This window comes from Streptomyces sp. NPDC107559, from assembly GCF_055657365.1.
On sequence record NZ_JBVKBD010000008.1, the window covers coordinates 237,857 to 259,525 of the forward strand.

Below are 21,669 nucleotides of genomic sequence, written 5' to 3' on the forward strand. Positions count from 1 at the left end.
CGGCCCGAGGCGGCCGTCCGAAGTCGGCTCGCGCCCTCCAGGCACTCGGTGCCGGCCGCTTCGACCTCATCCACACCACGGGGCACAGCCGATCGCGACACCTGCGCAGGCTGACTCCACGAACGGAGCAGACATGGACACTACCTCCACCACGGCCGTGCGCACGGTCGGCATTCTGGGCGCGGGGAAGGTCGGCACGGCGCTGGCGCGCCTTGCCCTGGTGGGCGGCTATCGCGTGCTCATCGCCGGATCGGGCGACCCAGCCAAGATCGCACTCACCGTGGAAGTCCTCACCCCGGACGCCGTCCCCGTCACCGCGGCGCAGGCCGCGGAAGCGGACGTGGTCATTCTGGCGCTCCCGCTCGGCAAGTACCGCACGATCCAGGCGGAGAAGCTGCGGGGCAAGGTTGTCATCGACGCCATGAACTACTGGTGGGAGGTCGACGGCATCCGCGATGACCTCGCCGACCCGCTCACCTCCTCGAGCGAGATCGTGCAGGCCTATCTGCCGGAAGCACGGGTGGTCAAAGCGTTCAACCACATGGGCTACCACGATCTCGAATACGGCGCGCAGCCCGAGGGAACGCCCGGGCGCAAGGCGATCGCGATCGCCGGTGACGACCCGGACGACCTCGCCACCGTCGCGCGCCTCGTCAACGCTCTCGGCTTCGACTCCGTCATCGCAGGTTCCCTCGCCGAAGGAGTACGGCTCGAACCGGGCACCGAGCCTTTCGGAGCCAACGTCACCGCCGGGGAACTGCGCGGGATGCTCAGCCGCTTCCCGGAATCGGAGCGCGGACGGGCCGTGATCAGCGCGCGGACCGTCGCGTCGGCGGCGAGCTCCCCAGCAGCTTGACCGCCATCCCCGTGCCGGTCTGCCGACGTACGGCCGAGCCGCCCTGCACGGCCTGCACGGCAGCGTGGTCCAGTGACGCATGTGACGCGATCACCCGGCCGTACGCGACGGCGCTGCGGTGCAGTTGATCCGAGACTTCGTGCCGACTGCTGACGGCCATAGCCCCTGATGCTCGACGCGTCGCGCGTCAGGTGCCTTCATCCACCGATCAGTTGATTGATCAGTAAGTTTCAATGCCAATCGAGGTGTTCCCCATGGGAACTTTCACTGCGGCCGTGACAGGCGGCTCCTTCGCACCCCACCGCTCCGTCGGCCGGTCAGACCGCTCACCACGCACCGGGGCGCACTTCCGACGTAGAGGTGCACGCATGGAGCCCGTCCGCGGCATGTCGGCGGTCAGGGGTGTCGGGCGGTCTCCGGACGTGTTTGTGGGGCAGTGTCTGACCCCATGCGCCAGTGACATCCGAACCGGAAACCGCAGCAGCGCTGTCGAGCCCGGGTGCAACCGGTGAAGTCGGCGATGCGTGGTCCCGCATACGGTCGGTCGCGATGAAGCGGATGTTGGGCCGGGCGGGAACGGGCGCGGCGGCGCTCGCTCTCCTTCACGCGGCCCTTCTCGCACTGTTCCCCGGCGACCGAGGCAGCCTCGGCCTGCTGCAGACGTCGCACGCAGTCTCACAGGTGCAGGGCGTTGTTGCCCTGGCGCTGATGGCACCGACCCTGCTGTGGCTGGCGCACCGGCATCCCGCGGCCTACGCTCGCGCGGCCATTGCGCTGCTGCTGTGCGTCACGGCCGGCCTCGTCGTCGCCGAGTCTGCATCCGTGCGCGGGCTGCGAACGCCTGAAGCGTCTGGCATCAGTGACTACGCCGCGCTGCCAGGTGTCTTCGCGGGCTGGTACCTGCTGACGGGACTGGCATGGGCCGCCGGCTTCGCGACCGTGCGGGCAGGTATCGCCGCAATGACGGTCGCGGTGTCGGCTGTTTGGGCGTCTGTGCTGAACGCCAACAATCCCGTGCACGGCGCAGTGTGGGCCGCGGGCGTGCCTCTTGTCGCGTGGTACGTCGCCGGACGCATCCAGCGGCCCGGGGCACACAGTTGCGGGCACGCGGACATCGGGGATTCCGATGGCCGGGTCGTGCCGTTCCCGCCTCGTGGCGGAGCGATGCGGCAAGGGCAGACCACCGCCTCCCTGCCGCCGCGCAAGGCAGGCTGACGACCTTGCGTGCCGAGGGTTTCATCGAAGCTGCCGGATGGTGGTCCTACGCTGCCGTGTTCGCCGCGACAGCCGGCGAGACCAGCGCCTTCGTCGGGCTGCTGGTCCCTGGGGGGTCCGTCGTCCTTGTCGCGTCCGCCGTCGCCGGCCGAGGCGACCTCAACGTCCTGATCGTGGTCGCAGCCGTCGTCACCGGGGCAGTCACCGGTGACAACCTCGGGTATGCGCTGGGGCGTCGGTGCGCGCGTCGTCCCGGCGGACGGTGCACACGCAGGGCCGGCCGCTCCCACCCGCAAGGACGGGCCCAAGCTCTTCTGACGCATCACGGTGGCGCGGCGTTGTTCACCGGCCGGTTCATCGGTTTCGTGCGGGCCTTCTTGCCCTACGTTGCCGGTGTATCGGGCATGCCGTATCGCCGCTTTTTCGTCTACAGCACCACTGCTTCGTTGGTCTGGGGTATCGGAAATGTGCTGCTCGGCTATTTCGCCGGGGCGGCCGCCGCCGACTTCCTGCATACGGCCGGGCCGATCGGCGTCGCTGTCCTCGCCACCCTGACCGTGGCGGCCTGTACCGTCAGAAAGTTCCGAGGACGCCGCGGAGGCCGCCCCGTCACGCCGACCACGCCCAAGCCCCTGGCGCACGGCGAGACCGAGCGAGCCCCCGATCCCAGGCCGACACATGCTGGCACGCAGTCACAGCGGTAGCCGGTTCTGTCCGTCGACGATCTCGAACGGGCTGTCGTACCGCTGGACGCCCCTGAAGCCGAGAACCCGAACCTCACCGGCGCACAGGCCGCGCACCCGGCCCGCGTGGTCATGGCGCGACTGCCCGTGCGGTCCGGCCCACCCCTGGCCCCTCTTCAAGAGCAGCGAACAACCCACCCCTGGGAAGGAAGCCATGTCTACCTCCATCAACGACAGCCAGACCGATCGCTCCTGGTCCGCGAGTTCCCCTCGTCTCCCCGGCGTCGGCCGGCACCGGGGCCGACGCGCGGACGACGATCGCTGCCCGCGTGGAGACGAAGCCTTTGCGGGGCACGGCCGTCACCGCGGAACCGTCCTCGGCCTCGCGGTTGGGCTCACTCCGGTCGAGAACGTTCCACGCGACGAGAAGGCATCCGACACGCAGGGACTCCTCCGCAAGGTCCCGGCACGGACTTCGTGCTTCGGTCGGGGGCGGGCCTGACGGCCCAGGCCGTCCGGCGTGCGGCCGTCAGACGCCGGAGGGCACGCTGACCGGCTGCGACAGGGCGGCTTTGATGCGCCGGGTTTCCTCGTCGGCGAGGACTTCGAACCGGTCGCCGGCCAGGGCGTCCATGGTCAGCTCGGCCACCGTGGCCGGGCTGATCTTCGCAGCGTCGGTCCAGGCGCTGAGATCCGTGTCGACGAACCCGGCATGCACCCCCACCACCAGGGTTCCCTGCGCGTGCAGGGCCTGTCGCAGGGCGTCCGTCAGTGACCACTGCGCCGCCTTGGATGCCGCGTAGCCGGGAAACTGCGGCTGGCCGGCCCAGGAAGCCAGCGAGAGCATGTTGACCAGTGCTCCACCACCGTTGCGGGCCAATACCGGAGCGAAGGCCCGGGCCACCGCCCAGGTGCCGAAGTAGTTGACTTCCATCGCCTGGCGCGCCCCGTCGAAGCTGCCTTCCAGGAGCCGGGTGCTTGCACCGCCGATCCCCGCGTTGTTGATCACGATGGTGACGTCGTCTGCGAGGGCGGCGGCCGCGGTGACCTCCGCGTGGTCGGTGACATCCAGGCGCAGCGGGACCAGATCGGCATCTGTCACGCTGGCAGGATCGCGGACGCCGGCGTAGACCTTCGCGGCCCCGTGGTTGATCAGCGAGCGGGCGAATGCGCGGCCGATGCCGCGGTTGGCGCCTGTCACCAGGGCGACCGATCCCTTGATTTGCATCGTGAGTTCCTCTGCAGCAGGCACGCCTTGTCCAGGCGGGCTCATGGGTACGTGGTCGTCTGCCGGCCAGGTATGACCGGCAGGAACGCGAGGGGAGGCCGGCTCGACGGCCCCAGCCGCTCCATCCGGGAACGGCCTTGCGTAGTCAGGTGTTGCTGAGCGGCTCGCAAGCAGCTCACCCCTCATGACGTGCGACTCTATCGGCTGAATTTAGATTTGCAAGTCAGATGGCCGGACCGGAGCCGCGTGACCTGACGGAGGTGTGCCACCGTCGGCAGCCGCAGGCCTGAATTGCGATATACAATCCAGAGGGGCGAAGACTTTGGTGCGCCGTGGCGTCTACGCCGCGGGCGGCAGTGCGTGGGAGGTGGACGATGTCAACCGGACGGCAGCGGTCAGGGCCCAGTAACGACGAGCCGCCCTGTTCCATCGAGCGCAGCCTGCAGATTCTCGGCGAACGCTGGGCACTCCTGGTGCTTCGCGAGATCTTCGCCGGCAGGCACCGGTTCGCCGAGATCCAGTCATCCCTCGGCATCGCAACGAACCTGCTCAGCTCCCGTCTCAAGCTACTTGTCGAGGCCGGCGTACTTCAGACGCAGACCTACCAGGAGCCGGGCAGCAGGCCGCGGCAGAGCTATCACCTGACAGAGGCGGGGCGCGACTTGCGCATCGTGCTGATCGCGCTCCAGCAGTGGGGCGACGTCCACCGTCCACGCCCGTCGGGCCCCTCCGCATTGCGGCGGACCCGGTCGACCGGCCGGCCCGTCCATGTCGGGTTCCTCGACGACAACGGTCATGAAGTGCCCAGCACCGCAGTGGTCACCATCGCGGCCGTGGCGGACGAGAGTTGACCGAAATCACGGAGGGACCGAGCCGTCCCCCTGCCCGTCGCAGCCTGAGAGCCGCTTCGCCTTCCGGGTGAATTTCACGCTGTCCGGGCCGTGTTGCTCAGCCGACTGGTCCTGCACGGACCCGGATCTCCACGGTGGCCACGTGACCGGAGGACCGCCCTTCAGGGTCTGTCCAGGGTCATGGGTGACATCGGTGCGGCACCTCGAATGGCCTGCCCTCGGCGCTTGGCCAACGACCCACAGGCCGTACGGAAGGCCCTGGACATCAACAACGGAACCTATCCGCCATGACGTACAACCTTCTCGCCCTGGAGCCTCTGACTCTCGACAGGATCACGGCGGCGCTCGCGCAGTGCCTGCACGTGCGGGCACAAGAAGTGGACGTCGCCGACGAGGACACCGAACCGGAGCTGCGCAATTGGGACGCTCCGGTGCTCTGCGAGAAGGTGACCGTCCAGGGTGACGTATCCACTCGCCTGGACATCTACGTGCGGGAATCGGTGCGCCCGCGGCCCACCGAGTGCGAACTGGCCTGCGCTTTCGCCCGTACGACAGGTACCGCGGTTCTCTTCCCCGCTGAGGAAGCGCGGCCGAGCGCGTACTGGCTGGCCACAGAAGGCGGGGTCGTCATGCGAGCGCGCGTGGATGAGTCCGACGACGAAGAAGCCCACTGCACGATCGACAGGATTGAGGCTCCGGTCGGCCGACTACCGCATGTCACGGTTGCCCGTATCCCCGAAGTGATCGGCGATGCGAAGATCGCCACCCCGATCGCCGACATCTTTGCGGCGCACCTGCAGCGCATGTACCCGCAGAAGGACGCCACTCCGGGAGTGGCGCTGTGGCAGGCGCGAACCTCCTTGGGGGCGTGGGAGAAACTCGTGAGGCCGATGCATGCGGCCTGGGCGCCCTCCGGCTGGTATCCGTGCGACCTCTACCACCAACGACTCCACTCGCGCGGTCAGTTGGAGCAGGTATCCGGTCAACTCCCGGAAAATGTGACCGTCCTGCTCCGGAACGCTCTTGAGCCCCTGGACGCCCTGTTCGTCGAGCTGACGGTCGAGGACACCGGCGGTCTGCTCGACACAGAACCGGCTGACGGGGAGGGTACGGCCTCGGAACGAGGCTGGTGGTGGAGTTGCCGACCTGACTCGCTGCCCTGGTGGCAGGAGCCGGCCCGTCCAAGGTGTTTGCATGTGCTCGCCTGGCATCGTCCGCGCACATGGCTGACCTGCGGCTTCTGGCGGACCTTCCGACGGCCGACCGAGCGGGCCTCGTGGGCAATCCCCGGGTGTGTCAACGCTCTCGCGGAACTGAACACCCACCAGTCGCGCAGAATTACCCCCTGGGGGCTTGCGGTTGGGTCAAGCGGCTCGCTCTGCCCGGCATCATGGGCGTATGGAAGAGGATCTCGCGACCGTGTCGGTGCGCCTGTGGCGTGCGGATGCCATCGTGTTGTTCGACTGGCTGATGACCACGGATCTCGACTCGGTGCCGGTCAACCATCCTGCTCAGAAACAAGCCCTGGCCGATCTGCTGTCACGGCTGGAGTGGGCCGCGGACGCCGATGTGACCGGGGCGAGCGCCGAGGACATCGCGGCGGCTCAGAGCGAAGTCGCCCGGGACATGGGTTGGTAGTTCGGCCGTGGTGCGCGTGCTTCTCCTCGGCCGGCAACTCGCCTCGCTGGCGGGTCCGGTAGGAGTCTTCGGTGAGGGTGAGAACTCCGGCTGGATGGTAGTCATGAACCCTTGACGGAATGCCGACCGGGCCGAAGCCCTGCCCTGGCGCTCGAAGCATGGAAAACGGCGTGGACCGTCAGTTCGCTGCCCACAATCTCACTGTGGTGTCGACGCCGCAGCCGGCGAGCATCCGTCCGTCCGGGCTGAACGCCAGACTCCGTACGGCCTTGCGGTGGCCGGTGAGATGGGCGGTCGGGGTCAGGTGCGTGGGGTCGGTGACATCCCACAGGGTCACGGTCGCGTTCTCGCATCCGGAGGCCAACAACCGGCCGTCCGGACTGAACGCCACTGCATACATCTGCCCTGTGTCCCCACCACTGGCCAGAGGGAGGGTGCCTACGCCCGTTCTCACGGGATGGGCCGGGTCGGTGACGTTCCACACCGTGACGGCACCCTGTCGCCACGACCCGTAGGTGCCGGAGACGACGCCCAGATCACCGCTGCTGGTGGCCAGTAGCCGCCCCCGTCATGACGGAATCCCACCGAATGGACGGCCGGCGCCCCACCCGAGGACAGGGCCTTTGGCCAAGTGCGGGCTTGTGGTCGGAGGACGGCGGTCCGGACCGGATGGGCCGGATCGCTGACATCCCACAGCACGCCGGTGTTCTTGGCGCCGTCGCAACCCGAGGCCAGTAACCGTCCGTTCGGACTGAACATCACCGATGTGACGGGACCTGATCGCCACAGACGCCGATGGTGGGTGACGCGGGTGCACCGGCTCGGTCGTTCCGGGTCGGAGAGGTCCCAGACGACCACGGTGCGGTCGCTGGCGCAGGCGATGAACCGTCCGTCCGGGCTGAAACTCACCGCGTGGACACCGCCTTGCCGCCAGCCGTCGCGTGACAACCAGCCGGGGCGTTTATGGGCGAGGACCGCCGACCGGGTCGGATCGTCCGGGTTCGTGACGTCCCAGAGGATCACGCTGCGGTCGGTGCTTCCTGACGCCAGCAGCCGTCCGTGCGGACTGAACGCCACCGCGTTGACCGCTCTGCGGTGGCCGGTGAGGGCGGCGGTCGGGGTCGCCCGGCATACGTCCGCCACATCCCAGAGGACTGAACCCAGGCTGCCTGGCCTTGCCCGGATCAGCGACCGGGCAGCGCTTCGCCTCGGTTCTCGACCTGCCGGCCAGCCAGCCGGCAGGAACGCCCGCAGGCGGTTCGGTACCGCCCAGCGAGCACGAGCACGAGCCAGCCGCACGAGTGAGGGATCGAACTCTCAAGCGGTGCTTCCCGAAGTCATCGCATCATGGGTACATGGTGCTGCAAGGGGAACCGGCCCTGGTGGAAAGGGCGTTGCTGGCGAACGAGCTGCGCCTCGATCCAGACGCCATTTACGAGCTGGAACGCTCTCTGCTGCTCATGCCCGGAGACCAAGTCCACCGTCGGGGTCAACAAGTGATCGTCGAGCGTGCAACCGGGAACGTGGAGGCGCTGGCCGGCCGCTGGGAGCCATGGTGCTGGGAGTGGCGTCTTCTCTGACGATCGCACCCGTACGGCAGTGCTCAGGACGCCGCACCAGAACCGCACCAGATCGAGCGGGGAACAGCGGGCACCACGGTGACAGCAGTCGAGCCCGACGAGGCCACACGCCTGCTGTTCGACCGGGTCAGCCCTCGAGCCCAGGCGCGAGTGAGGTGCGCAGGACGTTCTCGGCATGTCAATTCCAGGGCTACTCGGCCGCGGGGATGGCGAGCGGCAGATCGGCGGTGACGGTGGCACCCTCGGGGGTGGTCTCGATGGTGAGTGCGCCACCGATCTCTTCGACGCGTTCGTGCATGGACTGGATGCCCACACCGGGTGTCCACGGCAGGGTGCACCGGCCGCGGTCGCTGACGGTCACGCGCAGCAGCGCGGGGTCCGTGAGCTGCACGGACAGGTGGGCGACGGTGCCGTCGGAATGCCGGGCGATGTTGGTGATGGCCTCCACCGCCACCCGGTACGCGGCCACTTCGACTGCCGCCGGGAGCGGCGGCAGCCGTGGGGGAGCGTCGATCGTGACCGTCAGAGCCCGGTCGTCCGCGGCGCACAGCGGGGCGATGCGCTGGCGTACGGCGTCGACGAGGCCGAGTTCGTCGAGGGCCCGAGGTCGCAGGCCGTAGACGATCCGGCGGATCTCGGTGATGGCGTCGCCTATGTCGGCGCGCAGTCCGCGCATCGTCTGGACGGCACGCTCCGGGTCGGCGGCCATGAGGTTGGCGGCCGCGTCGGCGGTGTAGGCGATGCCGGTCAGGGCCGGGCCGAGACCGTCGTGCAGATCCCGGCGCATCCGGCGGCGTTCCTCTTCGAGCGCGGTCACCACCCGGCCGCGGGAGACGCGCAGTTGCTCGCTCAGCCGTGCGGCGTGCAGGGCCTGGGCGAGTGGTACCGCCACGAGTTCGAGCACCGCCGTGGCGGCCTGGGGCAGCCGCAGGTGTCCGGGTGGGAGGCACACGACGAGGTCGCCCACGTGGTCGGCCCCCGCGCTCAGGGCGATGGGGGTGGTGTGGCCGTCGTCCATGCTGCCCGCCAGGCCGACGGTGGTTCCTCCCTGGCGCAGGGCGATGCCGGGCACACCGAGGGTGGAGCGCAGGGTCTGCAGCCATCTCGGGGGCGGGGCGCCCGCCGTGAGATCCGTACCGAGCCGGGTCAGCGTCTCGACCGGGTCGGCCGACCTGCCGAACAGCATCTCGTCCATGCCGGCCTCGACCTGCCGCTTCACGGGCTGGTACCCGGCGGCTATCGCGGCCGCCAGCAGGGCCGGCACCCCCTTGCCGGGCCGGGCTCCGACCACCAACTCCCAGACCGCCGCGGCCCCCTCGTACACGGCCGCGCTCAGCGCCAGCATCACGATGAGGATGGTCGCCCCGCGGATGACGACGCGTACGTCGGCCCGGCGCGGCGCGACGAGCGCGACGGTGATGGTGAGGGGGAGCAGCAGTGACACCGCGCTCGTGATCATCGCCGAGGGTACGGGGCCCACGGGCAGGGAGTTCTCGGCGGCGAACTGGAATATGCCGGCCAGCGTTGTGGCGGCGGCGCCCAGCACCAGCCACAGTACGCGGCGTCGGTCGTCCCCGGCCGTGAGCTCGAAGAGCACCCATGTTCCGGCGAGCATGACGGTGCCGGCCGCGATGATCGCCGTGACCTGGGCGGTCTTCACATCGGTCGTCGCGGCCACCGCGCATCCGGTGCCGGTGACGACGAGGGCCGCGTCGACGCCGAGCAGCAGTCGGGACGGCGGTCGTTCCGGTACGACGCGTAGGGCCGCCAGGGGCAGGCTCACGGTCGCCGCCAGGACGGCGAGCGCCACGGCGAGTGCGTGGGCACCCGCGGCGAGTGCGAGCGGGGCGGCCAGCAGACCGGCCGCGGACGCGCCGAGGAACGGAAGCGCCGCCACGCCAGGGCGTCGGGCGATGACCGTCCCGCAGCAGATCCCCAGGAACGTGCCGACGACGACCGCCCAGATCACCCACTGCTCGGAGGCGGGCGAGGGCGGGGCGAGGCCGAGGGAGGCCAGGTCGGCAGCAGAGAGAAGCGCGAGCGGGCCGCAGACGCTCAGAACCCGTACGCTCACGGTCCTGCCGCCTCCGGTGCACCACCGCCCAGCCCGTGTTCGCGGGCCATGATCACCGCCTCGGTCCGTCCGCTCACGCCCAGCTTGAGGAAGATCGCGGACAGCCGGTTCGACACGGTCTTCTCGGCCAGCGACAAGTCGGCCGCCACCCGGGCGTTGGAGTATCCCCGGGCCAGGCGGTCGAGCACCTCCCGCTCACGGTCGGTCAGTTCGGGGAAGGGGACGGCCCGCGCCGGCGCGGGGGAGAGGCGGCCGAGGAGGCGTGCCGCGACCCCGGGCGTGATCACGTACTGCCCGGCCGCGACCGCGCGCAGCGTGGTCAGGATCTCCTCCTGCTGGGCGCCCTTGAGGAGGTAGCCGTGGGCGCCGGCGCGCATCGCGGACATCACCGTCTCGTCGTCCTCGAACATGGTGACCACCAGCACCGCCACGTCCGGCAGCAGTGCGGTCATCCGCCGGGTCGCCTCGACGCCGTCCAGCGCGGGCATCTGGATGTCCATCACGACGACGTCGGGCCGACTCAACTGGGCCTCACGTAACGCCTCTTCGCCGTTCGCCGCCTCTGCCACCACCTCCACGCCGTCCAGCGAGGCGAGCAGCGCGCTCATACCGCGTCGTACGACGGGGTGGTCGTCGGCGATGAGGACCCGGATCGGGCCGGCGGGGGAGGTCATGTCCCGATGATGGCCGACGGGATTCCCGGCCGGGAGAGTTCACGGTCCCTGAGGACGGGGAAATCCTCCCGGGCGGGCGGGAGTTTCTGACGATGCGCGCCGAGGGGCCGTGCCGCGACAGTCGGTTCATCGGCCGTCGCGTGAACGGCCCCAACACCCGGACGGGGGAGACGACATGAGCCGGAAGGAAGCGGTGCGGCCCGCGCTCAGCCGCAAGAACAAGGTGGGCCTCGGGCTCGCCGCCCTACTCGGGCTGATGGACACGAGCTCCGCGAGCGACGTCCTGGCGCCGGACAGCGGCGAGGCAGGGCCGCCGACAAGCATCATCGTCGCCGACGTCGTTCTTGGACTGATCACCGTCGTCGCCGTCGTCTACACCTGGCGTACCGGCAACCGCACCGGGTCCCGCGTCGTCGCGGGGTCCCGCATCCTGTCGGCGATCACCGCGCTCCCGGCACTGTTCGTCACCGGTGTCCCGGCGTGGGTCGTGGCGGTCGTCGCCGTCTTCATCTTGGTCACCGTCGTCACGACCGGCCTGGTCCTGTCCCGTACGGCTCCGGAATCGGCGCTCACGTGACGGCGTAACACCTCCACGGATCCGGGCCGCGGCGGTGTCGCACGCGCCCGCGTTCCGCTCACCGCACCGGCTCGTGCGTCGTCGCGGCCGGATTCCGCCGGCTCACCGCCGTCCGCGCGCTGTTCGTCGCCGGGGATGCGCGATGAGTCCGGAGGACCGCCCGCCCAACGGCAACTCCTCACGCAACCGTCCCGCAGGCGCCGGCCTGCTCGGGATCTCCTCATCGCGCATGCGCAGAAAGGCAGTCATGGGGCGCATCATTCGAACTCAACTCGTAGAGGCCGTCGTCGGTTTGATCATTTCCGCGGTTCTGGCGCACTTCGGTGACCTCGCCGCGTTCGCCGGCATCACCGGCACCAGTGTGGTGATGGCGCTGACCGCCCTGGCCGCCCGATCGGCCAAGGCCGTTTTGGCCGTGGTGGCACTCGCCCTCCCCTTCGCGTCGATCACGACGCTGGAGGCAACCCTGGGCCAGCCCCTCTCGGCGCTGGCCCACGGACCCGCCGACGGGGGCGGAGGCACCACGGTCCGGTCCGTGTACGACAAGTACCGCGACGACTGGGACCTCCCGTCCCTTCCCATCTCCAACACAGGCCCGGAAAAGATCGACAAGAACGCGGGTGCCGAGGTGTCCCCGGCCTCGCTCGAACTGTCCTGCGTCGGCAAGGAGTGCCGACAGGAGGTCACCATCAGGAGTACGGGCAGCGCAGATCTGCGGCTCACCTCCATGGCGTTCGAGGGCGAGGGCGCCGCCGCCTGGCACCGGAGCGACGACTGCGAGAACAAGGTCATCCCGCCGGGACAGGACTGCAGGTTGCGGGTCTGGGCCGTGCGGACTGACGGGCTGACCGACTACGCCGCGCGGTTCGTCATCCACCAGAACACTCCGGGCCCGGCCTCCCAAGTGGCCCTGACCGCCCGGACCGACCAGGTCACACCGCCGGTCACCCCCACGGAGGAGCCGACCCTCTCCGCCGCCGGCTCCACCGGCATCGCCCCCGCCGACTGCACCGCCCTCGACGGCTCGGTCACGGTCCTCGCGTCCGACGGCCCGGTCGAGTGGACCGCGGCCCTGACCGACACGGCGGGCGCCGCCGGCGCCGACTTGCTGTCCGGCGTGACCGTGGATCCCCCGTCGGGGTCGGTGGCGGCCGGGGAAAGCCAGACCATCGGGATCCACGGTATCTACACCGGTTCCGGTGGAGGATTCGAGCTGGCCATCCGATACGGCGGCAAGAGCGTCGACTTTCCTGTCGGGTGCTGATCACGTGCGGGTGCGCGGATCCGGACGCCGGATGCCGATGCCTCTGGCCGAGTGCCCGTATTCGGTCGACCATGAGCAACTCTGGCAAGAAGGTCGCCGGGCCGCCGGTCACTGAGCGGTGCTGGGAGGCTGCGCCTCCCAGTAGGGAGGGGACAAGTCGTGGCGCCGGCCGCCTTCGGGCACGGAGCATGGACCGAGTGAGGCGCTGGGCACCGCGGGCCTCCCAGCGACCGGACAGTCAGAGACGCCCGTCGCGCACGGCCCGGAGGCGCCCGATGAACGGCAACCGTCCTGGAACGAACGCGCTGAGGGTCACGGTCTTCGTGTTCCCCGGCGTGCGACTGCTCGATGTCACGGGCCCCGTCGAGGTGTTCGCCTCGGCCAACGAGTTCGGGGGCCGCTATCAGGTGCAGATCGTCTCCGAGGACGGGGCAGCCGTGATCACCTCGGCCGGGACCCGCATCGGTGCCGACCGCGCCGCCGACGAGGTCCGTGAGCCGTCCGACGTGCTGATCATTCCGGGGGGTCCGGAGTGGGAGACGCTGATCAAGGACGATGTACTGGTGGATGCCGTCCGCCGACTGAGCGGGACAGCGGCCTGTACGGCCTCTGTGTGCTCGGGAGCGTTCCTGCTGGCCGCGGCCGGTCTTCTGGACGGCCGTCGTGCCACGACCCATTGGCGCTTCACACGCCGATTGACGCAGCGTTTCCCGTCCGTGCGGGTCGAGCCGGACGCCATCTTCGTACGGGACGGCACGATGATGACATCGGCGGGCGTGAGCTCCGGTATCGATCTCTCCTTGGCGCTGGTGGAGGAGCACTACGGTGCGGCGGTCGCTCGGGCGGTGGCGAAGGACATGGTCGTCTTCATGCAACGACCGGGAGGCCAGTCGCAGTTCAGCGTCCGGTCTCAAATTCCCCACTCCCGGCAGGAGTTGCTCCGCCGGGTCCTGGACGCTGTGGCCGAGGACCCGGGAGCCAACCACAGCCTCGCCGCGATGGCGCGACGGGCAGGAGTCAGCGCCCGCCACCTGACCCGGCTCTTTCACGAGGAGACGGAGACGACACCGGCCAGGTACGTGGAGCAGGTGCGGGTCGAGGCGGCCCAGGTCCTGCTGGAGACAGGGGACGACCCCATGGAGGTGGTGGCGCGACGCACAGGGTTCGGCTCTCCCGAGTCGCTGCGCAGAGCGTTCGTACGGCACCTGGGCGTCACGCCCGGCGCTTTTCGCACCAGCTTCCGGACGACGGGCGTGAGACACAAGTCCCCGGAATCGGCGGGGGCTTCGGGATAGTGGGGCGATGCTGACGCCCGCCTGCTGCGTCGCCCTGAGCTACACCGCCGCCGACCGCAAGCCCCACTACGCCGAGACCGACTTCGGAGGATCACGTCCCGGGGTTCAGCCGACGATCCGACGGGCGGAGCGGCGCATGTGCTGGGTGGCGTGGCGCAGGGACCGGCCCGCCACCACCAGCCAGGCGAGGACAAGAGCCGCGTACAGCACGGCGGTCACCCAGCCGAGCGGTGCGGAGCCCGTGCGGGAGGCCAGGGTCCCGGTGGCCGTGACGCCGGCACCCATCGGGAAGATGAAGGACCACCACGTGGGCGCGAACGGCAGACCGGCCCGGACCGTCCGTATCGTCAGCCCCGTGGCGAGGGCCAGCCACAGCATGGCGAAGCCCCACACCATGATGCCGCCCACCAGCGCGAACACCTCCGCACCACGCGTGTAGGGCGCGGTCAGCGCACTCGGTGCCGCCGATGCCAGCGCGCCGAGGGCCGTCACGGACTGCCCCAGCGCGCCCAGGCCGATCCATACGGTGGGCACCGCGGCCCCGGTGGGCACCTCATGGTGCACCAGACGGCCGTAGATCATGGTCAGTATCAGCAGCGTCGCGACCAGGCCGAGGCCCAGCATCGCGTAGCAGCCCAGCAGGAGGCTGAGCCGCAGCTGGCCGGCCGGTGCGTACGGCACCAGCAGCGCACCCGTCGCGGCGGAGACCATCGGCGGCACCACCGGCATCAGCCAGCCGCCGAACGCAGCGTCCGGGGAGAAACGGTGCCGCGTGACCATGAGGTGCGGCACCGCGCAGGCGGTGGCCAGGCCGAGTGCGGTACCCGTGAGCCACAGGACCCAGTCCACGGTTACTGCCGCGTCGAGCCCGATCAGGTCCTTGCCCAGCAGCAGCGCGCCGGCGCCCACGGTGAGCAGTGCCATCGGTGGAGCGCCGAGGAACTGGGCCATCGCCGGGTCGGCGGCGTGGGAACGGATCGGTTTCTGCCGGAGGTAGCACGCGGCCAGTACCACCAGCAGGATCCCGGCGCCCGCCCAGACCACCGTGGCGGCCGTCCGTTGCCCGGGAAAGGTCCATGGGAGGAATGTCGCTGCGTCGGCCACGATGCCTGTGCCCATCACCGCCGCGAACCAGGTGGGGCCGAGGAGCGGAGGTGTCGTCGTGGTAGCGGTGAGCGGTGAAGGGCGGGTCGGCAGCGAGAGATCCATGATTCGGAGCCTAGGCTCGGGCAGGTGCAGGTCTGTTGACCATGTCCTCATGTGATGGGCTGCTGGCGCACATCGAGGTGCCGCATGCCGTGCGGGCCGGTGTGTTCCACCGGCGCGCCCGACCGCCTTCGCGGGGCGCCGTGACGGGAGCCGGTGATTTCGCGCTGAGGGCGCGGGGCCGGATCATGGGCACGTCTACGGCAGTGCCCGATCGGTGCCTGGTTCCCGGGCACCTGTGGCGCGGGGGAACCGGGCGGCCGCCATCGCCGCGAACACCAGGACCCACACGGCTGCGGCCAGCCAGATCTCCCAGCGCCCCGTACCGGTCATCCACGAGGTCCCGGTCGCGCGCCCCAACTCGTGGGTGGTGACCGCATACATACCGATGGGGAAGACGAGGTTCCACCAGCCGACCTCGTAGCGCAACGGGATGCGGCGCAGCACGTGCCGCCAGACCCCGAGGGCGAGCAGGAGCGGGATCAGCCAGCTGGAGAAGGCCCACAGCACCACGGCCACCCCGACCAGCAGCGGACGCGAGAGCAGCGTGTCACTCGGTGGAAGAGCCGTCAGCCGGACGGCGGCGAGCACGGCGATCGCCGCCGCTCCCATGAAGATCCAGACGGATGTCAGGAGACCATCCGGCTGGATGGGGCGCGCGAGCAGCCTGGTCAGGACGATCGGGGCCGTGAGCAGGTACTGGAGCAGGCCGATGCCCCAGCACACGACGGCCAGTACAGCCAGGGCTTGGCCGTGCGTGGTCCGGGCCAGCGCGGCTGCGGCGACCGCCACCGATTCCGAGCCCACCGCCCACAGGAACCACGTGCCGTTGGCCTGGTCCAGCGAGGGGGCCCGCTTCACGGTGGTGATGAGCGCGAGTGGTACGGCGTAGTCCAGCACCAGCCATCCCAGCGTCCCGAACGCCAGGAACGCCGCGGCCACCGCGGTGTGACCGTCCAGCACCAGACGCGCCGCCAGCACGTTGGCAGAGATGGTGAGGGTGAGCAGCACGAAGGACCGCGGCCCGACGAAGGCCGCCACGAAGCGTCGGCGTCGGCGCAGCATCCACCAGCCGCAGGCGGGCACCAGCACCGCGAAGCCCGCCAGAGCCACCCACAGCAGTACCGCGGAGGCCGTGCCGGCGCCGTTGACGTAGAGACCCGTGGAGACGATTCCGGTGCCCATGACCAACGAGAGCGACGCGGCGTTGAAGTTGGTCACCGCCGCCGAGAGGATCGCGCGGTATCCGGACGGTGGCGGAGCGTGCTCTGTGGCCCCCGGGCCGGGAGGGCGGGTGCCCGGGCGCTGTGCACCGTCCTGGTCGTCGGTGAGCCATTCCGCGAGGACGGCGGCATGGCTGTGATCCGTGTCCCGGGCGGCGGTCAGCAGGGTGAGACTGCGGCGCTCGGCCATTTCCCGCAGCCGGGCGGCCGCGTGCCGATGTCCCGGGTCGGTCAGTTCGGTGAGATGACGGCGACGGAACTCGCCGAACTGCAGTGGGTGTCGGCCGTACCAGTCCTGCAGTTCACGGGACGGCGCGATGTCCGACAACCACTCGTCGAGCGGAGCAGTCTGCCGCCGAAGACCCTCCGGCCAGAGCCGGTCGACCAGGATGCGCCCGCCTGCATCACCGTCCTGGTCGGAGGTCGGCTCGGTCATCCTGCGGTAGGTGATCTGCCTGGCCATGACGCACCTTTCGGCCGCTTTCGCCGTATGGGTATTTTACTGTTATGCGCATTTAGTCGGCGTTCTGGCAGCGCGACTGTGCGGGCCGGGACGGCCACCATGAAGACGGTGCGCTGACCGAGCTGTGTCACGTCGCGTCGGCGAGCAAGGTGCTCCCGTGTCCTGATCCGAGGCCGTCGTGTCCGTCAGGCGCGCCATCGGAGTCGTACCGGACCTGGTTGCAGACAGTCATGAGCACCCTTGATCCGTCGGACACCACACGACAGTCCCCGTCCCTCCTGCCGAGCCTCGCGCTCCTGCATGGAGAGTTGCGGATGCTGCACGGTATGTCGCTCCACGAGTACCTCGTTCTCGGCGTCGTCGGCGCGGCCGAGGGGCGGGCTGTGCCCGTGGCTGAGCTGACGGCGTCCCTCAAGGAAGCGGGTACCCGTATGACCTTCGTGCTCAAGGGGCTGCAGGCGGCCGGACTGATCGAACGCGCTCGCCGTGCGGGAGACCGCAGGACGGTCGAGGTCACCCTGACCGGCACGGGACGCGCCCGGCTCGCCGAGGCGGAGGGAACAGCGCGCACCTGGCTGCGCCGCCATGCCGGCCTTCAACCGGCCGGCTGACCGAACGGGCCGTCGCCGATCAGGCCCGAACGATCGGGCAGACCGGTGGCGACCCGTAGCCTGGCGAACTCCACGGCGAGTGCCGAGGGCGGATAGTGCGCGTTGAGACCGCTGGGATTCGGCAGGACCCATACACGCGCTCCGCCGATGACCGCCGACTGTCGGCCCACGCCCGCGTCGACCGCCCCGAACGCGGCGCGGTACCCGGTGACGCCCAGGAAGGCGAGCCATTTCGGGTGCAGGGCTGCCATACGCCGGACCAGGTCCATACCTCCCTGGGCATACTCGGCGGCCGTGAGCTGCGATGCCCGAGCCGTGGGCCGCCGGACGATGCTCGTGATACCCAGGCCCAGGCCGAGCAGGTCGCGCTCCTGCTCGGGCCGGAACCGGTGCGGCGTGAACCCTGAGCGGTGGAGGGCCGGCCACATCCTGTTGCCCGGCGTCGAGAAGCTGTGGCCCCGAACCGCCGATGCCAGACCGGGATTGATCCCCACGAAGACGACGTCCAGGTGCTCGGCGACGACATCGTCGAGGGTCGGGTACGTATCGCTGTCGATGGTCGCTCCACGGTGCCTCGAAACACAAGCCGATTCCGGCGGGCGGCAGTTCAGCGGAAGGCGGCTGCCACCAGCGACTTCTGCTCGTCGGCGTGCCGGCGGGCGGAACCCACTGCCGGCGCCGATGCCGGCGGCCGACTGACGCATGTGACGGGACGGCCCGTCAGGCGCTGCAGGTGGGGGGCCACGAACATCCAGGGCCCCTGGTTCTCCGCCTCCTCCTGCACCCACCGCACTTCGGCGTCGGCGGGGAAACGAGCGAGCTCCGCGCCCAGTTCCCTCTTCGGGAACGGGTGGAGGGGCTCCACGCGGATGATGGCCGTGTCGGCCGCGTCCTGGGCGCGCCGGTAGGCGTCGAGGCCGTAGAAGATCTTGCCCGAACACACCAGGACGCGCTTGATCCGTCCGGCATCAGCCGTGTCCTGCGGCAGGATCGCACGGAAGCCCGACGTCGTGAGTTCCGCCAGCGTGGACGTGGCCGACTTCAGGCGCAGCATCGACTTCGGGGTGAAGACGACCAGGGGCCTCTTGTTCTCCCGTGTACCGAGGGCCTGACGCCTGAGCAGATGGAAGTAGTTGCCGGGCACGGAAGGCATGGCGACACTCATGTTCCCCTGCGCGCAGAGTTGGAGGAACCGTTCGATCCTGGCCGAGGAGTGGTCCGGACCCTGGCCCTCGAGCCCGTGCGGCAGCAGCAGTGTCACCCCGCAGCGCTGTCCCCATTTCTGCTCCGACGATGCGATGTACTCGTCGATGACGGTCTGGGCCTCGTCTGCGAAGTCGCCGAACTGCGCCTCCCAGAGCACCAGCGCGTCCGGTCGTGCGAGGGCGTAGCCGTACTCGAAGCCGAGTGCCGCCAACTCGGACAGAGAGGAGTCGTTGGGCGCGAAGCGCGCCTGTGCGCCGAGCGTGTTCAGCGGTGTGTGCTCCATGCCGGTGTGCCGGTCGGTGAGCACGGCATGCCGTTGCCCGAACGCGCCGCGGCGGGTGTCCTGTCCGGTCAGACGGACCGGAACCCCGTCGAGGAGCAGGGAGCCGAAAGCGAGGGTCTCCGCGGCGGCCCAGTCGATCGTGTCGCTGTCGAGCGCCGCGACCCGTCCGTTCAGCTGCGGCAGCACACGGGGGTGCACGGTGAAGCCGGGGGGCAGGTCGGTCTGGGAGGCCATGACACGGCGCGCCGCGGCCTCGGAGATCGCGGTGGCGACTTCGCAGGCACCCGCTCCACCGGCGTCACCGGGTGTCTGCGTGGCGGATGGGCCGGGCGTGGTGCGGGTCTCGGCGAAGGCACGTTCGAGGCGTCCCCGGAAGTCCTGCAATGCGCCCTGCACCTGCCGTGCGCTCACCTCGCCCCGGCGGAGCAGCGTATCCGCGTAGAGCATGCGTACGGAGGGCACGGCATCGATGCGGTCGTACATCGCAGGCTGGGTGATGGACGGGTCGTCCACCTCGCTGTGCCCGTGGCGCCGGTAACATACGAGGTCGATGACGACGTCCTTGCGGAAGGTCTGGCGGTAGTCGAACGCCAGCCGTGCGGCGCGCACGACAGCCTCGGGATCGTCACCGTTCGCCCGGTAGGTTCCTTCGGCGCCGAGGTGGTACTTCACGTCTCCGGAGCCTTGGACCGACTGGACGTCCACCGTGTCCTCGAACTCCTGGAAGATCTCGGCGTACGACTTGCCGACGATGTTGGCCAGGACGTTCAGCCGGCCGCGGTGGGCCATGCCGATGACGGCTTCCTGCACCCCGTGACGGATGCAGCGGTGCAGCAAGGCGTCCAGCAGGACGATCGCCGATTCGGCGCCCTCGAGCGAATAGCGCTTCTGACCCACGTACTTGGTGTGCAGGAATCTCTCGAATGCCTCCGCGGCGCCCAGCCGGTACAGGATCTGCAACTGTTCGGCGCGGTCCGGTCGTGCCAAGGGCGCTTCGAACCGCTCCTGGACCCAGCAACGTTCGTCGGAGCTCTGGATGTGCATGTACTGAATGCCGATGGTGCGGCAGTAGGACTCCCGCAGTACGTGCAGGACGTCGTCGAGCATCATGGTGACCTGCCCGGCGAAATCGTCGACGACGAACGTCCGCGGCAGGTCCTCCTCGCCGAGTCCGAATGCGGCGATGTCGAGTTCGGACGGGGTGACCGGCTGCTCCGTCGCCAAGGGATCAGTGTCGGCCATCAGGTGCCCGCGGACGCGATACGCGTGGATGAGCGCCGCTACGCGGACCGCCTTGACCGCGGCCTGCTCGACGCCGTCACCCGTCGTGGCGGCCTTGTCACGGGATGCTTCAGGCGCTCCCGATGCGGAGGAGAAGAGGTTGTGCCATGCCGGGGCGACGGAGTCAGGGTCCTGCAGATAGCGCTCGTGCTGTTCGTCCACGAACCATGCGTTGGGGCCGAAATCGAAGTCGTTGGTCACCGGTTGTCCGGTGCGGGATCGCGATGCCACCGTGTGGATCGCCTTCTTTCCTCATCGCAAGCCGACGCCCGACGCCGACGGCACGGCGGCGCGCCGTTTCACTCCAGCCACGCTATGCCTGTGTCCCGGAGGACGCAGCGTGCGGTTGTGCCATGGCGGCGTCACATCTGGACATGACTCCAGGCGGCACCTGTGTGCAAGTGGAGCCGGTTCCGAGGCGGCCTCCGCAACCCGGCCGATTGCGGAGCCCCCGCACCTGCCGGTGCCTGGAGGCCAGAGTTACGGGGCCGCGGGCGCGGTACGGCAGAACGCGGCCGCGGTGAGGGCAGTGGGAACCTCGATTGTGGCGGCGTCCCCGACGGCGCCTTCGGTCTGCCCCTCCCCCCACGATGCACGGCTGCGCACAGCGGGTCGGCGGCGTGCGCGCCGAAGCGGGCGTGTGCCTCCAGGGCCTGCGCGCCGGCCCCCGGCCCGCAGGCCGGAGAGTTCGAAGATCAGGCGGAGAGACTCGACGACACCGGAGAGGCACCGCCCGTTGAATCCATGATCACGCCACGGCCGGAGTCAGTGCGGCGACCGCCGTGCGGTAGAGGACGTCCTCGGCGCGGTCCCAGGACCAGCCGCTCTCGATCACCAGGGTGCGCCAGCCTGAGGGGCCGAACCATTGCCAGAGCAGGTCGGCTGTCTCCTGTACCGAATAGAAGGGCGGCGGAGTCAGCGTGTGCAGATGGCGGGCGGTGGCCTGGAGTGCGTCGCGGTAGTCCGCCGTGGCACGCTCCCACAGAGCCTCGCCGTCCTCGTGCACAGGCAGCGCCTTACGGATCGCCTCGTGCACGCGGAACTGCCCCTCGTTGCCCATTCGTGTGCCGTGGGCCAGTGCCCGCAGCACCGAATCCGGTGTCCGTCGCGCGAGCAATGTCTGCATGGCGCGTTCGTAATCGGATGCGCTCACGCCTTCGTCGACGATCCGGTTCAGGATGTCGCTCTTGCTTCCGATGCTCGCGAAGACGGTCTTCGGGGCCACGCCCGCAGCCGCGGCGATGTCGGCGACGGTCACCCGGCCGTAGCCGCGTTCGGCGAACAACTGCGTGGCCTGACGCACGATCAGTTCGCGGGTCCGTGTGGCGGCCTGCTCGCGTAGCGGGGAGACGTAGGGGCGCTTTGGCGGCATGATCGGATTCTATCGCGATGAATTCATTAGGTGTGTTGTAACCTCAATTGGCGTGGTCGCGCATCCGCGTGTGGATGCGCGACCCGATC

General features: G+C 69.6%; 20 protein-coding genes and 2 pseudogenes. 10 read left to right on the forward strand and 12 right to left on the reverse strand.

Going from position 1 to position 21,669, the window contains the following annotated elements:
* The first annotated feature begins 133 nt into the window (after positions 1–133).
* The 3 genes from ACZ7OY_RS24440 (at position 134) to ACZ7OY_RS24450 (ending at position 2,775) form a co-directional block, all read left to right on the forward strand.
* Positions 134–856 (forward strand): NADPH-dependent F420 reductase, encoded by a 723-nt coding sequence (locus ACZ7OY_RS24440; protein WP_471913325.1) that lies wholly within the window; start codon positions 134–136, stop codon positions 854–856.
* A gap of 456 nt (positions 857–1,312) precedes the next feature.
* On the forward strand, positions 1,313–2,071 hold the full coding sequence (locus tag ACZ7OY_RS24445) for a hypothetical protein (protein WP_471913326.1): 759 nt from the start codon (positions 1,313–1,315) through the stop codon (positions 2,069–2,071).
* A gap of 5 nt (positions 2,072–2,076) precedes the next feature.
* Positions 2,077–2,775: a DedA family protein gene (locus ACZ7OY_RS24450; protein ID WP_471913327.1), complete on the forward strand. Its 699-nt coding sequence runs from the start codon at positions 2,077–2,079 to the stop codon at positions 2,773–2,775.
* Here ACZ7OY_RS24450 and ACZ7OY_RS24455 read toward each other — a convergent pair.
* The gene (locus ACZ7OY_RS24455) at positions 2,764–2,970 is read right to left on the reverse strand and encodes a hypothetical protein (RefSeq protein ID WP_471913328.1); all 207 of its coding nucleotides are present in this window, start codon (positions 2,968–2,970) and stop codon (positions 2,764–2,766) included. The two genes, ACZ7OY_RS24450 and ACZ7OY_RS24455, sit on opposite strands and share 12 nt — an antisense overlap.
* 313 nt (positions 2,971–3,283) lie before the next feature.
* Positions 3,284–3,982, reverse strand: coding sequence for an SDR family oxidoreductase (locus tag ACZ7OY_RS24460; RefSeq protein WP_471913473.1), 699 nt, complete (start codon positions 3,980–3,982; stop codon positions 3,284–3,286).
* A 374-nt stretch (positions 3,983–4,356) separates the two neighbouring features.
* Here ACZ7OY_RS24460 and ACZ7OY_RS24465 point away from each other — a divergent pair, with 374 nt between their 5' ends.
* Positions 4,357–4,833 (forward strand): winged helix-turn-helix transcriptional regulator, encoded by a 477-nt coding sequence (locus tag ACZ7OY_RS24465; protein ID WP_471913329.1) that lies wholly within the window; start codon positions 4,357–4,359, stop codon positions 4,831–4,833.
* A 1,398-nt stretch (positions 4,834–6,231) separates the two neighbouring features.
* Positions 6,232–6,471: a hypothetical protein gene (locus ACZ7OY_RS24470; protein ID WP_471913330.1), complete on the forward strand. Its 240-nt coding sequence runs from the start codon at positions 6,232–6,234 to the stop codon at positions 6,469–6,471.
* A 178-nt stretch (positions 6,472–6,649) separates the two neighbouring features.
* Here the strand turns inward: ACZ7OY_RS24470 and ACZ7OY_RS24475 are convergent, their stop codons facing one another.
* Positions 6,650–6,871 carry a WD40 repeat domain-containing protein gene (locus ACZ7OY_RS24475; protein ID WP_471913331.1) on the reverse strand — a complete coding sequence of 74 codons (222 nt, stop codon included), beginning with the start codon at positions 6,869–6,871 and terminating at the stop codon, positions 6,650–6,652.
* Between the two features lie 50 nt (positions 6,872–6,921).
* Positions 6,922–7,770, reverse strand: coding sequence for a WD40 repeat domain-containing protein (locus ACZ7OY_RS24480; protein ID WP_471913332.1), 849 nt, complete (start codon positions 7,768–7,770; stop codon positions 6,922–6,924).
* Positions 7,771–7,826: 56 nt separating this feature from the next.
* Here ACZ7OY_RS24480 and ACZ7OY_RS24485 point away from each other — a divergent pair, with 56 nt between their 5' ends.
* Entirely contained in the window at positions 7,827–8,051 is a 225-nt protein-coding gene (locus tag ACZ7OY_RS24485) for a hypothetical protein (protein WP_471913333.1), read from the forward strand.
* A 190-nt stretch (positions 8,052–8,241) separates the two neighbouring features.
* Here the strand turns inward: ACZ7OY_RS24485 and ACZ7OY_RS24490 are convergent, their stop codons facing one another.
* Positions 8,242–10,125, reverse strand: a complete 1,884-nt coding sequence (locus ACZ7OY_RS24490; protein ID WP_471913334.1) for a sensor histidine kinase — start codon at positions 10,123–10,125, stop codon at positions 8,242–8,244.
* On the reverse strand, positions 10,122–10,799 hold the full coding sequence (locus ACZ7OY_RS24495; RefSeq protein WP_471913335.1) for a response regulator: 678 nt from the start codon (positions 10,797–10,799) through the stop codon (positions 10,122–10,124). Before ACZ7OY_RS24495 ends, ACZ7OY_RS24490 begins: the two co-directional genes overlap by 4 nt.
* Positions 10,800–10,974: 175 nt before the next feature.
* Between ACZ7OY_RS24495 and ACZ7OY_RS24500 the strand changes: the two genes are divergently transcribed.
* The 3 genes from ACZ7OY_RS24500 (at position 10,975) to ACZ7OY_RS24510 (ending at position 13,935) form a co-directional block, all read left to right on the forward strand.
* The gene (locus ACZ7OY_RS24500; RefSeq protein WP_471913336.1) at positions 10,975–11,376 is read left to right on the forward strand and encodes a hypothetical protein; all 402 of its coding nucleotides are present in this window, start codon (positions 10,975–10,977) and stop codon (positions 11,374–11,376) included.
* Between the two features lie 292 nt (positions 11,377–11,668).
* Positions 11,669–12,640 (forward strand): hypothetical protein, encoded by a 972-nt coding sequence (locus ACZ7OY_RS24505; protein ID WP_471913337.1) that lies wholly within the window; start codon positions 11,669–11,671, stop codon positions 12,638–12,640.
* 275 nt (positions 12,641–12,915) lie between these two features.
* Positions 12,916–13,935 (forward strand): GlxA family transcriptional regulator, encoded by a 1,020-nt coding sequence (locus tag ACZ7OY_RS24510; protein WP_471913338.1) that lies wholly within the window; start codon positions 12,916–12,918, stop codon positions 13,933–13,935.
* 105 nt (positions 13,936–14,040) lie between these two features.
* Here the strand turns inward: ACZ7OY_RS24510 and ACZ7OY_RS24515 are convergent, their stop codons facing one another.
* Both ACZ7OY_RS24515 and ACZ7OY_RS24520 read right to left on the reverse strand, forming a co-directional pair.
* Positions 14,041–15,144, reverse strand: coding sequence for a TDT family transporter (locus ACZ7OY_RS24515; RefSeq protein WP_471913339.1), 1,104 nt, complete (start codon positions 15,142–15,144; stop codon positions 14,041–14,043).
* A gap of 195 nt (positions 15,145–15,339) precedes the next feature.
* Positions 15,340–16,827, reverse strand: a complete 1,488-nt coding sequence (locus ACZ7OY_RS24520) for an SLAC1 family transporter (RefSeq protein ID WP_471913340.1) — start codon at positions 16,825–16,827, stop codon at positions 15,340–15,342.
* A 314-nt stretch (positions 16,828–17,141) separates the two neighbouring features.
* On the opposite strand from ACZ7OY_RS24520, the gene ACZ7OY_RS24525 reads away from it, so the two are divergent.
* On the forward strand, positions 17,142–17,438 hold the full coding sequence (locus ACZ7OY_RS24525) for a MarR family winged helix-turn-helix transcriptional regulator (protein WP_471913341.1): 297 nt from the start codon (positions 17,142–17,144) through the stop codon (positions 17,436–17,438).
* Here ACZ7OY_RS24525 and mug read toward each other — a convergent pair.
* The 4 genes and pseudogenes from mug to ACZ7OY_RS24545 all read right to left on the reverse strand — a co-directional run bounded on the left by mug (position 17,423) and on the right by ACZ7OY_RS24545 (position 21,580).
* Positions 17,423–18,142 (reverse strand): G/U mismatch-specific DNA glycosylase, encoded by a 720-nt coding sequence (gene mug, locus ACZ7OY_RS24530; RefSeq protein ID WP_471913342.1) that lies wholly within the window; start codon positions 18,140–18,142, stop codon positions 17,423–17,425. The two genes, ACZ7OY_RS24525 and mug, sit on opposite strands and share 16 nt — an antisense overlap.
* Positions 18,046–20,055, reverse strand: a pseudogene (locus ACZ7OY_RS24535) (thiamine pyrophosphate-dependent enzyme); the annotation flags it as partial. The pseudogene ACZ7OY_RS24535 and the gene mug, both read right to left, overlap by 97 nt.
* Positions 20,056–20,304: 249 nt before the next feature.
* Positions 20,305–20,439 (reverse strand): annotated as a pseudogene (locus ACZ7OY_RS24540) (2-oxoglutarate dehydrogenase E1 subunit family protein); the annotation flags it as partial.
* 517 nt (positions 20,440–20,956) lie between these two features.
* Positions 20,957–21,580, reverse strand: a complete 624-nt coding sequence (locus ACZ7OY_RS24545; RefSeq protein ID WP_471913343.1) for a TetR/AcrR family transcriptional regulator — start codon at positions 21,578–21,580, stop codon at positions 20,957–20,959.
* Between the last annotated feature and the right edge of the window lie 89 nt (positions 21,581–21,669).